This is a genomic window from Aquibacillus kalidii (assembly GCF_014280935.1).
GTDB lineage: Bacteria > Bacillota > Bacilli > Bacillales > Amphibacillaceae > Aquibacillus_D > Aquibacillus_D kalidii.
The window spans coordinates 42,167-57,742 of the sequence record NZ_JACLZI010000032.1 but is presented as its reverse complement, the minus strand read 5'-3'; the positions used below and the strand labels follow the sequence as shown (position 1 = coordinate 57,742).

16 protein-coding genes are annotated in these 15,576 nt (G+C 35.0%); 1 reads left to right on the top strand and 15 read right to left on the bottom strand.

Going from position 1 to position 15,576, the window contains the following annotated elements; all coding sequences use genetic code 11:
* Positions 1–8: 8 nt before the first annotated feature.
* From ssb to H7K77_RS06260, 6 genes are all read right to left on the bottom strand, one after another.
* Complete coding sequence (gene ssb / locus H7K77_RS06285) at positions 9–497, bottom strand: single-stranded DNA-binding protein (protein ID WP_186576877.1); 489 nt, start codon at positions 495–497, stop codon at positions 9–11.
* Between the two features lie 12 nt (positions 498–509).
* Complete coding sequence (rpsF, locus tag H7K77_RS06280) at positions 510–800, bottom strand: 30S ribosomal protein S6 (protein ID WP_186576876.1); 291 nt, start codon at positions 798–800, stop codon at positions 510–512.
* Between the two features lie 156 nt (positions 801–956).
* Complete coding sequence (ychF, locus tag H7K77_RS06275; RefSeq protein ID WP_186576875.1) at positions 957–2,057, bottom strand: redox-regulated ATPase YchF; 1,101 nt, start codon at positions 2,055–2,057, stop codon at positions 957–959.
* Between the two features lie 330 nt (positions 2,058–2,387).
* Positions 2,388–2,588, bottom strand: coding sequence for a DUF951 domain-containing protein (locus tag H7K77_RS06270; protein WP_186576874.1), 201 nt, complete (start codon positions 2,586–2,588; stop codon positions 2,388–2,390).
* A gap of 13 nt (positions 2,589–2,601) precedes the next feature.
* The gene (locus H7K77_RS06265; RefSeq protein WP_328701051.1) at positions 2,602–3,474 is read right to left on the bottom strand and encodes a mechanosensitive ion channel family protein; all 873 of its coding nucleotides are present in this window, start codon (positions 3,472–3,474) and stop codon (positions 2,602–2,604) included.
* A gap of 38 nt (positions 3,475–3,512) precedes the next feature.
* A complete protein-coding gene (locus H7K77_RS06260; protein WP_186576872.1) occupies positions 3,513–4,538 on the bottom strand; it encodes a YkvI family membrane protein in 1,026 nt (341 codons plus the stop codon).
* A gap of 93 nt (positions 4,539–4,631) precedes the next feature.
* Here H7K77_RS06260 and yyaC point away from each other — a divergent pair, with 93 nt between their 5' ends.
* The gene (gene yyaC, locus H7K77_RS06255; protein ID WP_186576871.1) at positions 4,632–5,240 is read left to right on the top strand and encodes a spore protease YyaC; all 609 of its coding nucleotides are present in this window, start codon (positions 4,632–4,634) and stop codon (positions 5,238–5,240) included.
* A gap of 596 nt (positions 5,241–5,836) precedes the next feature.
* Here the strand turns inward: yyaC and H7K77_RS06250 are convergent.
* From H7K77_RS06250 to spoIIIJ, 9 genes are all read right to left on the bottom strand, one after another.
* The gene (locus tag H7K77_RS06250; RefSeq protein WP_186576870.1) at positions 5,837–6,547 is read right to left on the bottom strand and encodes a DUF554 domain-containing protein; all 711 of its coding nucleotides are present in this window, start codon (positions 6,545–6,547) and stop codon (positions 5,837–5,839) included.
* A gap of 112 nt (positions 6,548–6,659) precedes the next feature.
* Positions 6,660–7,496 (bottom strand): ParB/RepB/Spo0J family partition protein, encoded by an 837-nt coding sequence (locus tag H7K77_RS06245; RefSeq protein WP_186576869.1) that lies wholly within the window; start codon positions 7,494–7,496, stop codon positions 6,660–6,662.
* Positions 7,468–8,250 (bottom strand): ParA family protein, encoded by a 783-nt coding sequence (locus H7K77_RS06240; protein WP_186576868.1) that lies wholly within the window; start codon positions 8,248–8,250, stop codon positions 7,468–7,470. The genes H7K77_RS06245 and H7K77_RS06240 overlap by 29 nt, the downstream gene beginning before the upstream one ends.
* A 186-nt stretch (positions 8,251–8,436) precedes the next feature.
* Positions 8,437–9,300: a nucleoid occlusion protein gene (gene noc / locus H7K77_RS06235; protein WP_186576867.1), complete on the bottom strand. Its 864-nt coding sequence runs from the start codon at positions 9,298–9,300 to the stop codon at positions 8,437–8,439.
* A gap of 436 nt (positions 9,301–9,736) precedes the next feature.
* On the bottom strand, positions 9,737–10,453 hold the full coding sequence (gene rsmG, locus H7K77_RS06230; protein WP_186576866.1) for a 16S rRNA (guanine(527)-N(7))-methyltransferase RsmG: 717 nt from the start codon (positions 10,451–10,453) through the stop codon (positions 9,737–9,739).
* Between the two features lie 24 nt (positions 10,454–10,477).
* Positions 10,478–12,367, bottom strand: a complete 1,890-nt coding sequence (gene mnmG / locus H7K77_RS06225; protein WP_186576865.1) for a tRNA uridine-5-carboxymethylaminomethyl(34) synthesis enzyme MnmG — start codon at positions 12,365–12,367, stop codon at positions 10,478–10,480.
* 55 nt (positions 12,368–12,422) lie between these two features.
* Entirely contained in the window at positions 12,423–13,799 is a 1,377-nt protein-coding gene (mnmE, locus tag H7K77_RS06220) for a tRNA uridine-5-carboxymethylaminomethyl(34) synthesis GTPase MnmE (RefSeq protein ID WP_186576864.1), read from the bottom strand.
* A 298-nt stretch (positions 13,800–14,097) separates the two neighbouring features.
* On the bottom strand, positions 14,098–14,718 hold the full coding sequence (gene jag, locus H7K77_RS06215) for an RNA-binding cell elongation regulator Jag/EloR (protein ID WP_186576863.1): 621 nt from the start codon (positions 14,716–14,718) through the stop codon (positions 14,098–14,100).
* Positions 14,718–15,500: a YidC family membrane integrase SpoIIIJ gene (spoIIIJ, locus tag H7K77_RS06210; RefSeq protein WP_186576862.1), complete on the bottom strand. Its 783-nt coding sequence runs from the start codon at positions 15,498–15,500 to the stop codon at positions 14,718–14,720. Before spoIIIJ ends, jag begins: the two co-directional genes overlap by 1 nt.
* Positions 15,501–15,576: the final 76 nt, after the last annotated feature.

The window sequence follows — 15,576 nt, the reverse complement described above, 5'->3', positions numbered from 1 at the left end:
CTTTTAAATTAGAATGGTAAATCATCATCAGAAATATCAATAGGTTCACCGTTATCTCTAAACGGATCCTCTTCATTAGGTCTATAATCATTATTATTGTTGTTATTATTGTTTGATTGGTTCTGATTTGGACGGAATCCTTGTGATCCTTGTCCTCCACCTTGAGATGAGGAATTACCCTTCGTTTCAAGGAATTGTACAGAATCAGCAACAACTTCCGTTATAAATACTCTTTTTCCATCCTGGCCTTCAAAGCTACGTGTTTGAATACGGCCATCCACTCCTACCATGCTCCCTTTACTCATAAAGTTTGCAAGGTTTTCTGCCGGACGTCTCCATATAACACAGTTAATAAAATCTGCTTCTCTATCACCCTGTTGATTGGAAAAAGGTCTGTTTACAGCTAAGGTAAAATTAGCTACTGCTACGCCATTTGGTGTATAGCGTAAGTCGGGATCCCTCGTTAATCTGCCTACGAGAACGACACGATTCAACATCAGAACCACTCCTTATTGTTCGTCTTCACGAATCGCAATGTGACGAATAATGTCATCAGAGAACTTCGCTTGACGATCGAATTCATTTATAGCGTTTTGATCACCTTTAAAGTTAATTAGAACATAGTATCCATCACGAAAATCGTTGATTTCATATGCAAGGCGTTTTTTGCCTTTTTCTTCAACTTTTTCGATCTCCGCTCCGTTATCAGTAAGGATGCCGTTAAAACGCTCAATTAGAGCTGTTTGTGCTTCCTCTTCGATATTTGGGCGGACGATGTACATAATTTCATATTTTCTCATCCGTTTTGCACCTCCTTTTGGACTTAGCGGTTCTTCCATTATTGAAAGAACAAGGAGTAATAAATGTTAATTACTCACAATGAAGTATTATATCAAAGATGAAAACAAAGTGCAAGGCTTGTCTATGGATAAATTATTACCTACTATGATCCTAACTTACACATTAAAACGGAAATGCATTACATCGCCGTCTTTCACCAAATATTCTTTACCTTCTAATCTAACTTTTCCCTTTTCCTTTGCTACAGACATAGATCCAGCTGCTACTAAGTCATCGTAAGAAACTGTTTCAGCCCTGATAAATCCTCTTTCAAAATCAGTATGAATGATAGCCGCTGCTTGGGGAGCCTTAATACCTTTTCTAAATGTCCAGGCCCTTACTTCTTGTTCTCCAGCCGTGAAATAAGTCGCCAAGCCTAATAAATGGTATGTCGCTTTGATTAATTGATCAAGACCAGACTCGGCAATTCCTAGCTCTTCTAAGAACATTTCCTTCTCTTCCCCATCTAACTCCGCAATCTCTGATTCCACTTTAGCACTTATAACAATTACTTCTGCTTGTTCATTAGCAGCAAATTCTCTTACTTTTATAACGCTAGGATTATCATCTGCTTCAAGAAGTTCATCTTCTCCAACATTTGCAACATATAAAATAGGCTTACTCGTTAATAGGTGTAATCCTTTAACTATTTTCATTTGTTCTTCACTAAACTCTACTGCTCTTGCAGGTTGTTCCTCTTCAAAGGCATCTCTTAGCTTAGTAAGAATATCGAACTCTATAACAGCTTCTTTATCTTTTTGTTTAGCCATCTTTTCAACACGTTGAATACGCTTAGTTACTGTTTCTAAATCAGCTAAAATTAGTTCTAAATTAATCGTTTCTATATCAGAAATAGGGTCCACTTTGCCTGAAACATGTGTGATATTTTCATCTTGAAAACATCTAACTACATGACAAATTGCATCAACCTGTCTAATGTGGGATAGAAATTGATTACCTAACCCTTCCCCTTTACTGGCACCTTTTACAATTCCCGCAATATCTGTAAACTCAAATGCAGTTGGTACTGTTTTTTTAGGTTTTACTAATTCAGTTAATTTACCTAGACGATAATCAGGAACTTCAACAATTCCTACGTTAGGATCGATTGTACAAAATGGATAATTAGCTGATTCTGCACCAGCTTGAGTAATCGCGTTAAATAATGTAGATTTTCCAACGTTCGGAAGACCTACAATTCCTGCTGTTAATGCCATAAAAACTTCCACTCCTTAAGGGTACCGCTCATATGAACGTTTCAGTCATACCAATTATAGATACACTTGAACTAAAAGACAAGTTATCAAATTAAAAAAACAAGGTATAAGTTCTCCTTGTTTTTCAATATTCTATAAAGAAAAATATTAAATTTAAGCAATCGAGCAATACATTTTTTAATATGTTTCACGTGAAACATTAATTTAAGGTTTCTGTTTAACTTATCACAGTTTTATATAGACACTAATATCCTGTCTACTTAAAACAGTGAAGTATCTTGTCCAACTGTTGTAAAAGAAAAGTGGCAAACTTATATGTTTAAGTTAAATTTAATCACCTACACGCTCTACCACTTTCTTCATTTTGGTCTCAAAACGTTTTCTTGGAATAAGGACACTGTGTCCACAGCCTTCACACTTTATCCTTATATCCATTCCCATTCTAATTATTCGCCACCGGTTTTCACCACAAGGATGAGATTTCTTCATCTGAACGACATCATTTATTTGATATTCTCTTTCACTGGACATTCATACCCACCCCTTAACCTTTATTTAAGTTATCTCTAGAATACATTACTAGACGTGGCAATGGAATATCAATTCCAAATTGATCGAATCGCGCCTTAATTTCTTTTCTAAGGATTCTTGCCATTGCCCAATGTTCCATCGGTCTTACTTCAGCAATCACTCTAAGCACAACATGGGATGTTTCCAACATTTGAACCCCTAAAGTCTCTGGCATTGAAATTAATTGTGGATATTGATCAGGCATTTCTTTAACTAGATCCTCGATTACCTGTTCCGCATGCGCTATATCTACTTCATATGGAATGTTTACATCTACAACTGCAATACTATTATGAATGGAATAATTTGTGACCTGTGTTATGTTTCCATTAGGAATAATATGCAATTCTCCTGTCCAACTCATTACCTTGGTAGTTCGTAACCCTATTTCTTCTACAATTCCTTCTATACTAGCCGTACGAACATAGTCACCCACAGAAAATTGATCTTCAAAAATAATGAAGAAACCTGTAATTATATCCCTGACCAAATTCTGTGTTCCAAAACCAATGGCTAGACCTGCTACTCCTGCACCAGCTAACAAAGCGCCTATTGGTATGGTTAATGTATCTAGTATCATAATAAAAGCCGTAAAATACACAACATAACTTAATGTATTTTGTACTAACTTCTTTAACGTGTTCTCTCTTCTTTGTGAGATTTTAAAAGGGCCCCTATCACGCTGTCTGAAGATTCTTTCCACTAACTTGGAGCCTACACGTACGATAAAACTAGTAAGGATGATAATAAGAAGAATCCTTAAGAACCCTTCCCCTATTAATATCCACAAATCTGGACCAGTAACCTTATCCCATACCTTTTGCCATTGTTTTTCTAATAAAGACACTTCACTTCCTCCAACACTCAACTTGTAAATGTATTCTATCATTTTTGACCTGTTTTGTATCTATTTATGATCGGGTATAGGATAAGTGAAGACAGAACATACAAATTTAGTAATCCGTATAATGGGTATAGATATTCAATCAGTGTCGAGAAACCAATACTAGTTAAAGGAAGCATTGGGATAACGATACAGATTGCAATGACCCATAAAGGCGCCTTTATTCTCTCTCTAAATCTTGTTACTAACCCCAAGGTTCCTGATACAGCAGTAGTAAAAATGGCTAACCAGAGTAATATAGAAATAAACACGAACATCAAATATGGATAATGTCTTAAGATCGCAAAAAGTGGAATTTCATATAATAGCACCTCATCAGAGATCTGAATTAAGCTATTGTTATATATGTATGAAATGACCCCCAGCACTAACCCACTTCCCATACTTGCGATCCATACCTCTCCTTTACGCTTCACCTGTTTCCCAATTGCACCTAGAACTGCAATTAAAGGCAATATATTTAGCGCAGTAAAAGTGAATGCAGCTGTCCAATTCCTTTGCTTAGATATGTCTGGTAAAAAAGCAAGATCCTGTTGTACAGAAAAGGAAACTAACACACTTAATAAACCTACAATTAATAATGGAAGGATAAAGCTATTAAGAGACAATACGCCATCTATATCTCTAATAAAAACTATTATCAGAGGTATGGATATAATTAGTATTCCCAACCAATTTGGTAAATGAAAAGCTTCTAGTGTTGCTCCACTTCCAGCTAGCATAATAACGGTTGTGGAAAATAAATAAATGAATATCATTCCATCATATAAAACTGCTAATTTCTTACCGACCAATTCCTGCAAGATAGGAAGATAATGACTAGTTTTCTTATCAAAGCTTATTTTTAGAATAACAAATGTTGATAAGGAGAATAAAATAGTAAAAAGCAGAATGGCTAGTCCACTTTCATTACCAAAAAATTGCCAGAGTTCTCTTCCTGATGCATAACCAGCTCCTATCATCGTTCCTATAATTAAAAACATCCATTTTAGTCCAGATTTCCACATAGCTTTTTTCCTCCACATTCTTTTTTTCTAATGATGTATAGATTGATATAAAAATCCGTATACTTATACCAATATGTTCAAGGAGGAAAAGCTATGAATCTTCGAGACAAATTATCTTTAAAAAATGATGAAGTTCGTTGTGAATTACAAGATCCTTCAGCTGTAGCTGAGATTAGCAATACATTATTTAATTGGTTACCCTCTTCCCCTGTGGAAATTGTCATTGTATGTATTGGTACAGATCGTTCCACTGGTGATTCACTAGGGCCACTAACTGGAACATTACTTAATGATAAAAACCTAAATAACTTAACTGTATATGGTACGTTAAAGGATCCTGTTCATGCAAAAAATTTAGAGGAAAAATTAAAACAAATCTATCAAAAACATAATGCACCTTTCGTTATTGCCATAGATGCTTGTTTAGGCAAAGTTAAGTCCATTGGGTCTATTATTACCAAAAAGGGGCCTATTCGACCGGGAGCAGCCTTAAATAAAGATTTACCAGGTGTCGGGGACGTTCATCTATCTGCTGTGGTAAATATAAGTGGATTTATGGAATACTTGGTTCTACAAAATACTCGTTTGCATATCGTTATGCAATTAGCGCGAAAAATTTCTAATTCTATTTATCAATTAGACAGGATTATAACTTTACATACTCCTAAAATCACTTATAAGTCGGAGAGTGTTTCTCTTTAATAAAAAACACACATTGAAGTATGATTAGAAATTAAAGTGGCTATAGCAATACCTCCTTATAATTAAATAGCACATAGATAAAGAAACATATGAAATCTTAACCTACTTTACTATCTAATTCCTACCTTCGCATATGAGAAAAATCTGCAGTTACTAAGTTCTATATTTTTTTAAGTGAATGTTGGACAGCCGTTCCGGAAATATACTACGCTTTCCGCGGGCTCGCGCAGGAGTCTCCGTATATTTCCTCCACTAGCACAACTGTTTAACAATAGGAAGTATGCTTCATTAATTCATTTCATGTATTACTCACAATTGCATTAGAAAATAGAATCTAGCGTAGGCAGAATACGGAGACTTCTGTAGGAACAGCACGCGTCCGAAGACCCCGGAAGAAGCGTGCTTTGCTGATGAGGAGGCTGAGGCCGTGCCCACGAAAAGCGGAGTATTCCGCCGAAGCGAGTGATTGCACTCATCAAATAAGTAAATAAAGAATTACTTACTGTAGAGTCTATAGACGTTGTGAAGGATTCAATAGGATATTAATGTGGAATTGATAATTTAAAGACAATAAAAGGTTAGCAATCGCTAACCTTTTATCCAATAATATATTGACTTATAAATACTATTATCCCTACAGTAACAAGAGAAGGTAACAAATTAGCAATTCTAATTTTAGTTATGTTTAAAATGTTCAACCCTATTGCAACAATTAATAATCCACCTGTTGCTGTCATTTCGACGATAAATTGATCGAGAAAAGCTGCTGGTAACCATTGTTCAATCTGAGTAGCTAATAGCGCAATTGTTCCCTGATAAATAACAACTGGAAATACCGATAATATAACACCAAATCCAAGTGTAGTAGCTAAAACCAACGACATGAATCCATCTAAGAAAGCCTTTGTTATTAAAATTTCATGATCTCCTCTTAATCCACTATCTAAAGAACCAACTATAGACATTGCACCAATAACAAATATTAAAGTTGCTGTTATAAACCCCTGAGCAATCGTACTTTGTGAATTCTTACGATTAAATTTAGACTCAATCCACTTGCCAAAGTTATTTAACCTTTTTTCAAGATGGAGCATTTCTCCTATAACAGCTCCTGTTAACAAACTTAATAATAAGATAACGACATTCTCTACTTTTAATGCCATTTGAATACCTATCAGTATGACAGCAAGCCCTATTCCACTTAGGATTGTTTCCTTAATTCTTTCGGGTATTTTAGTAAAAAACAATCCTATAATTGTACCTATAGCGATACATAAACCGTTTATTAATGTACCAAACAAAACCATCTCGACAACTCCATTTTAATGTTTCACGTGAAACATTCGATTGTTTAAGTATTTTATATAAATAAATAGCCTGATCATAGATACTTATGATCAGACTACTACAGTCAGTTTATCACTGAAACATTCCTAGAATACGTTCTAAATCATCATCTGAAAAGAATTCTATCTCTATCTTGCCTTTCTTCTTACCTTTATGAATAGTAACTCCAGTACCAAAGTAATCTCGTAATTTACTTTCTCTTTCAGCAATAAATATATCCTTCTTTTTAGATACTTGCTTAGCAACCGGTGTTTTTTCATTTAGTTTCGTGATTAACTGCTCAACTTGTCTTACATTTAATTTTTCCTGTCTTATTTTATTAACAACAGGAATTACTTTACTTTTATCTTTTAAACCAAGTAAAGCTCTACCATGTCCCATGGATAATTCTCCATTATTAATTAAAGCACTGACTTGATCAGGCAGACTTAATAATCGAACAAGGTTAGCAATATGAGGCCTGCTTTTCCCTAGTCTTTTAGATAAATCTTCTTGTGTTATATTTAATTCTCTCATTAAGTTAGAATATGCTTGAGCTTCTTCAATTGGAGTCAAATCTTCTCTTTGTAAGTTCTCAAGTAAAGCTAACTCCATCATCTTTTCATCGGTTAATTCCTTTACAATAGCAGGAATCTTGGTTAAACCCGCTTCTTTAGCAGCTCTAAACCGTCTTTCCCCTACTACAATCTCATAACCTTTAATACTTTTCCTAACAATTATAGGTTGCAATATCCCATGCTGAATAATAGACTCTTTTAACTCTTCAATAGCATCCGCATGGAATGTCTTCCTTGGTTGGTAAGGATTTGGCCGACAATCCTTTACAAGTACATCTTGAACTGACTCTTCTTCGTTTGTATCTAACTCAGGAAAAAAAGCATTAATTCCTTTCCCTAACCCTTTCGCCATTCGCGATCACTTCCTTTGCTAAGTCTAGATAAACTTCAGCGCCTCGTGATTTCGGATCATACACAATGATCGGTTGACCGTGACTTGGCGCTTCTCCAAGTCTTATATTTCTTGGAACAACAGACTGATAAACTTTATTTTGAAAGTATTTTTTTACTTCTTCAATAACCTGAATACCTAGATTTGTTCTAGCATCCAACATTGTTAATAGCACACCTTCAATCATTAGTTCTTTATTTAAATGCTTTTGAACTAATCGAATTGTGTTCAGTAGTTGGCTTAACCCTTCCAATGCATAATATTCGCATTGTACAGGGATTAAAACACTATCTGATGCTGTTAATGAGTTAATCGTCAATAAGCCAAGGGAAGGCGGACAGTCGATAATGACATAGTCATAGTTCTCTTTTACACTATCAATTGCCTTTTTCAAACGAACTTCTCTGGAGATTGTTGGAACTAGTTCAATTTCCGCACCAGCAAGTTGAATCGTTGCAGGAATTATATCTAAATTTTCAACACATGTATTTACACAAACCTTTTCAGCTTCTAAGTCATCGACCAATACATTATAAATACATTGATCCATGTCTGCTTTATTGATACCCACACCACTTGTTGCATTTCCTTGAGGATCAATATCAACAAGTAATACCTTATGGTTTAAGTAGGCAAGACATGCACTTAAATTAACTGCTGAAGTAGTTTTTCCGACGCCACCTTTTTGGTTTGCAACGGCGATTACTTTTCCCATGGTGTCACCTACCTCTAAACTCTATAATTTATATTCTATCATCTTTTTTTCTTTAATCACTGTTTTTAATAAAATTGTAAATAAAAAAGTTATTATGTCTAAAAATCTTTATATACAAAAAAGCTAAATATTGGCAAAAAATACCCATCTTTCATTTTCATACGAAGATGGGAATAAAGTGTTTTATTATTTTTTCTTAGGTATTTTAATAGTGATTTGATAATAATCATCATAATCTTGTTCATCAGTTTCTAAGTCAATACCGGTGTCTGTCACCATAGTTAGCGATTGCCTTATGGTATTCATTGCAATTCGCATATCTTTATTAATACCTTTTAGCTTCGGCTTCTTTTTCTTCACTTTTTCTTCTAGCATCTTAGCAATTCTTTCTTCGGTTTGCTTTACATTCAACCCTTTTTCGATAATCTCTTCAAGTAACTTTTCTTGTTTCTCCGGATCTTTTAACCCAATTAATGCACGTGCATGACGCTCTGTAATCTTCTTTTCTAATATTGCCATTTGTACTTTCTCTGGCAATTTAAGTAATCGCATCTTATTAGCAATCGTTGACTGACTTTTACCCAATCTTTGAGCCAATGCTTCTTGAGTAAGTCCGTGTATTTCTAATAATCTAGCATACGCCATCGCTTCTTCAATAACAGTTAATTCTTCACGTTGTAAATTTTCAATTAATGCTACTGAAGCAGTTTCAGCCTCTGTCATTTCTCGAATAATTGCAGGAACTTTCTCCCAACCGAGGTGTTGAACAGCACGCCAACGTCTCTCACCAGCTATTAATTCATATCTTGCATCATCCTCTTGTAGTTTACGTACCACAATCGGCTGTATCATACCATGCGTATGTATTGTTTGTGCAAGTTCTTCTATCTTTTCTTGATTAAAAATAGATCGAGGTTGATAACGATTGGGTTCAATTGCCTTTACTGGTAATTGAGTAACCTCATCGGGAAGAAATTCTTCTGTTTCTGCTTCTGCTTCTTCGACTGACTTTTCACCTAGGCCAAATATACGGCTAAAAGGGTGTAACATAAACAAACACCACCTTTTTTTAACTATCCTCAATTATTTACCACAACATAAGTCAAAATGTTTCACGTGAAACATGAGTACTTTGTTAATGTTTATAAAAAGCTTATTATAATATAAATTACGGCGATTCCTTCTATTATTCTATCACATATCTACTAAATATCATACGTATATAGTTCGTCATCCTTAAAAATGTTTGGTGAATACAGTTAAGTAATATTTATAATAAGTTACGCTAATTCATTTTGCAAAATAAAGTGGTGCAATCCTATACTAGCTTCCGTAACTATAAGAAATCCCCTACTCAACAAGAAAATGCATGATCAAAAAGACATAGTTTATATCTATAATAGAAGCATTTTTTAACTATCTGCATGTATGTGATATTGCTATAAAAAAACATTACTTCAAACTAGTTTGAAGTAATGTTTTTTTACTATGCTAATGGTGACTTATTTGGAACACCAGGTTTTCTTGGATATTTTTTCGGCGTCTTTCTTTTCTTATTGATTAACGCAATATTTCTTTCTCCACTATCTTCTGGAAGTTGAAATGTATGAACATCCCTAATCTCTCCACCTAATAGCTCGATTGCCCCTTTTGAGTCTTTAAGTTCTGACTGAAAATTTGGTCCCTTCATTGCAATAAATGTGCCACCTGTTTTACAAAGAGGTAAACACAGTTCACTCAATACTGACATTCTAGCTACTGCTCTCGCCATTACTACATCAAATTTATCTCGAAAGGAGGCATTATTTCCAAATAACTCTGCACGATCATGATAAAAGGACACTCCTGTAATTTCCAGTTGATTGGCAAGATGATTTAGAAAGGTAATACGTTTTTGTAAAGAATCTACAATGGTTACCTTAATATTCGGGAAACAGATCTTTAATGGAATACTAGGAAAGCCTGCTCCTGCCCCTACATCACAAATATGAATATCCTTAGTGAAATCAGAATGAAAAGCAGCTGTAATTGAGTCAAAAAAGTGTTTAGTATATACCTCTTCCTTCTCCGTTATAGCAGTTAAATTAATCTTCTCATTCCACTCTACTAACGTTTCATAGTAAACTTCGAATTGCTTCAATTGTATATCAGATAGTTCTATACCTTCTTCTTTTAACTTTTCTTGAAAGGTGTTTACATTCATTAGTGAAATTCCTTTCCCTTTCTTTTACTCATTAGATACTCTAGCTATTTTTCCTTGTTCAATATATACAAGTAATATCGATACATCGGCAGGATTAACCCCCGAAATACGTGAAGCCTGACCAACTGATAATGGGCGTACCTTTTTCAACTTTTCCTTAGCTTCTGTTGCAATACCACTAATATCGTCATAGTCAATATCATCTGGTATCAGCTTATTTTCCATCTTTTTCATTCTGTCTACTTGCTGATTCGCTTTAGAAATGTAACCTTCATACTTAATTTGTATTTCAATTTGTTCCTTCACTTCCCATGAAAGTTCCTTATCAGAAGGGGTTACTGCTTCAATCATCTCATATTTCATTTCAGGTCGTTTTAATAGATCAGCCGCCTTTAATGCATCGCGAAGTGCTGTACCACCTGCAGCCTCTATTATTTCTTGTAATTGATCTGTAGGTTTTAATGTTATATTTTCTAGACGCAACTTCTCTTCTTCAATAAGCTTTTTCTTCTCTAAGAAGTTTTGATAACGTTCTTCTGTAACTAGACCAATTTCATGTCCTATATCTGTTAGTCTTATGTCTGCATTGTCATGGCGTAATAGCAACCGATACTCTGCTCTTGACGTTAGTAATCGATAAGGTTCATTTGTCCCTTTTGTAACTAAATCGTCAATAAGGACTCCAATGTATGCTTGTGAACGGTCTAGAATAACTGTCTCTTTTCCTAGTGCTTTTGAAGCTGCATTTATTCCTGCCATTAATCCTTGTCCAGCCGCTTCTTCATAACCAGAAGTTCCATTAATTTGTCCTGCAGTGAATAGACCTGGTATATTTTTTAATTCTAATGTAGGCCATAGTTGCGTTGGTACAACTGAATCATATTCTATCGCATAGCCCGCTCTCATAATCTCTGAATTCTCAAGCCCTGGAATACTTCGGAGTATTTCTCTCTGTACGTATTCTGGTAAGGAAGTCGATAATCCTTGTACATATACTTCTTCTGTACTACGTCCCTCTGGTTCTAAAAAGATTTGATGGCGTGGTTTATCATGGAATCGAACTATTTTATCCTCAATAGATGGACAATAGCGAGGGCCTGTTCCCTTAATCATTCCTGAATACATTGCGGATAAACCAAGATTATCGTTAATTATTTTGTGAGTAAACTCATTTGTATAAGTTAACCAACAAGGTATTTGGTCTAGTATTGCCTCTGTTGTTTCGTAAGAGAAATGTCTTGGGTTTTCATCGCCCGGTTGAATTTCTGTTTTTGAGTAATCAATAGTATGGTTGTTTACCCTTGGTGGGGTTCCAGTTTTAAAACGGACTAACTCAAATCCCAACTCTTCTAGATTCTCAGCTAATTTTACAGATGCTCTTTGATTATTTGGTCCACTTTCATATGATACATCCCCTATTATGACTCTTCCACGCATAAAGGTACCTGTAGTAATGACTACCGATTCAGCACGGTATGCTGCTTTTGTTTCGGTAATAACTCCCTTACAGACACCATCCTCCACGATAAGTTTCTCAACCATTGCCTGTCTTAATGTAAGGTTTTCTTCATTTTCTAATAGACGTTTCATTTCTTGCATATATAAAGGTTTATCCGCTTGTGCTCGAAGTGCACGTACAGCAGGTCCTTTACCTGTATTTAACATACGCATTTGAATATACGTTTTATCAATTACTTTTCCCATTAAGCCACCTAAAGCATCTACTTCTCTTACTACAATTCCTTTTGCAGGTCCACCAATAGAAGGGTTACAAGGCATAAATGCAATCATATCTAAATTTAGTGATAGCATCAACGTCTTAGCACCTCGGCGAGCAGCAGCAAAAGCCGCCTCACATCCAGCGTGACCTGCTCCAATTACAATTACATCATAATGGCCAGCATCATAAGTCATCGTTTATATTCTCTCCTTTTATCAAAAACTACAATTTAAATAATTATTCTCAAAATTACTTACCTAAACAGAACTGGGAGAATAATTGATCAATAAGACTATCATGAACTGTATCCCCAATAATTTCGCCTAGAAGTTCCCAAGCTCTCGTAACATCTATTTGCACAAGATCGATTGGAACACCTGCTTCCATCCCATTCATTGCTTCTGTTAATGCATCAAGAGATTGTTTCAGTAATTGAATATGACGAACATTGGATACATAGGAGAGGTCGCCTGCATCAAGATGACCTGCAAAAAATGTTTCTGCTATAGCAGTCTCAAGATCATTGATCCCTTTTTCCTCTATTAAAGCAGTTGTAATCACTTTATGCCCTTTCGCATACTCTTTTACCCTTTGTATATCAATGCGTTGTTCTAAGTCTGTCTTATTAACTATTACAATTACTTCTAATCCATCAACTGCCTGAAATAATTTAATATCTTCCTCTGTTAATTCTTCCCCATTATTTAATACAAGGAGAATTAAATCCGCCTCTTTTAACACTTGTCTAGATCGTTCAACACCTATACGTTCTACAATATCTTCTGTTTCTCTGATTCCAGCTGTATCAACTAATCGTAGTGGAATTCCCCTAATATTAACGTATTCCTCTATGACATCTCTTGTTGTACCTGGTATGTCTGTAACAATAGCCTTTGTTTCTTGAACAAGTGCATTTAATAAGGAGGACTTCCCTACATTTGGCCTCCCTATAATAGCAGTTGCAAGTCCTTCTCTTAGAATTTTACCTTGCTTTGCCATTTGCAATAATCTTTCTATTTCTACGTAAACTTCCTTCGTCTTGGTTATAAGCATTTCATGGGACATTTCTTCTACATCATCATACTCTGGGTAATCAATATTCACTTCGACATGTGCAACAGTTTCTAATAGTTGTTGCCTTAATGTCTGCACCAATTTTGATAACTTTCCATCCATTTGTTTTAAAGCAACATTCATTGCTTTATCTGTTTTAGCACGAATTAAATCCATTACAGCCTCTGCCTGGGATAAATCAATCCGTCCATTTAAAAATGCACGTTTCGTAAATTCACCAGGTTCAGCCAAACGAGCACCTTGACTAAGACTCAATTCCAGTAATCGATTCACAGATGCTAATCCACCATGGCAATTTATTTCAACAACATCTTCTCTCGTAAATGTTTTTGGCCCTCTCATAACCGTTACCATCACTTCTTCTGCAACCTCATTTGTTACTGGATCTACTATCTTTCCATAATGGATCGTATGTGACTCTACCTTATTTAAATCAGTTCCATGAAACAATTGACCCGCAATTTTTATTGCCTCATTCCCACTTAAGCGAACAATTGCAATTGCACCCTCACCTATTGGAGTCGATATTGCTGCTATTGTATCTACATCCATTTTTTTCACCTCCAACCTTTCTACTATCTATATCAATTTTGCTATTTTTAAAATTAGTGTCACTAACTTATTAGAATATCATATTACAACTACATTTGAAAAGATATCCACATGTTATTTACTATTTTATCTTCTACGACTTGTCCACACACTCACCTTTTCTTCTAATTCGTAACTATCCACATGTGAATATCTTTTTTAAAAAATACCTTTATTTTATTATCCACAGCTTCTTTCTTCTCTTATTACTCCCCTTTTTAACAAAAAAAATAAGCCCCTTTTTATAAGGGCTTATTTTTTATGATTTAGGTTTAATGACTACATGGCGATTTGGTTCATCACCAGCAGATAATGTATTTACTTGTTTACTATTTTGTAACGCAGTATGAATCACTTTTCTTTCAAAAGAAGGCATCGGTTCTAATTCTACTCCACGTTTTGATCTGACTGCTTTTACAGCTAGACGGTTTGCTAAATTTACTAATGTTTCTTCCCGTCTTTTTCGATAGCCTTCTGCATCAAGAACTACTGTATAGTATTGGTTAGAACTGCGATTTACGACTAACTGTAGCAAATATTGAACTGCATTTAGTGTTTGTCCTCTTTTTCCAATTAAAATAGCTATTTTCTCACCTGTTAACTGAAATGTAAGTTGATTTCCTTTAACAATCGTTTCAATCGTTGCATCGATACCAAGATCGCTTACGATATTCGATAGATACATTTCAGCTTTCTTAACTGGGTTTTCAACCAAAGACACCTTCACAATTGCCGGTTTTGAACCAAATATTCCTAGTAGTCCTTTTTTACCTTCATCAATGATATCAACGTTAACTTGGTCCTCTGTGGTGTTTAACTGCTTTAATGCCGATTGGACCGCATCTTCAACTGTTTGTCCAGAAGCAGTTACTTGTTTCACTATTTGTTTCCTCCTGTGTTAGCATCTTTATCTTTCATCATCGGTTTTCTAATAAATAAAGTCTGTAATACCATGAAAATATTACCTACTACCCAATAAAGAGATAACGCAGCGGGGAAAAATATTGCGAATACACCAATCATGATTGGCATCATGTATAGCATCATGGTCATTTGCGGCATCATAGAATTCTGTGTCTGGGTTGTACCTGACATCATTAATTTTTGCTGTAGGAAAGTAGCAGCTGCTGCAATGATTGGTAGAATATAATAAGGATCTGGTTCCCCTAATTGTACCCACAGAAAACTATGTTCTTTTATTTCACCTGTTCTCATAATTGCATGATAGAATGCAATTAAAATTGGCATTTGTACAATAACTGGCAAACATCCTGCTAATGGGTTAACACCATTCTTTTGAAATAACTCCATTGTTTCTTGTTGTAATTTTTGCTGCGTTTTTGCATCTTTCGAACTATACTTTTCTCTAACTTTTTGTAATTCAGGCTGGATATCTTGCATCGCTTTTGAACTTTTCAATTGTTTTACGTTAAGTGGCAATAAAACTAAACGAATAAGTATTGTTACTAGAACAATTGATAATCCATAATTTTCATTAAATAACTCTGCAACATATGTAAGTAGGTCAGATAAAGGGCGGACAAACCAAACATTCCATATCCCTGTGCTTTCATCTGTTATCTCTTGGTCTACTTGGGTACACCCAGCAAGTAGAGATAAAATCCCAATTAAGGTCGCAGAATACAAGACCTTTTTACGCATTTTTTTCCTCCTTACTAAAGCTTCCTATGTAGAAATATATATACTATTTTATCATCAAAACTATGCTTGATTCTAT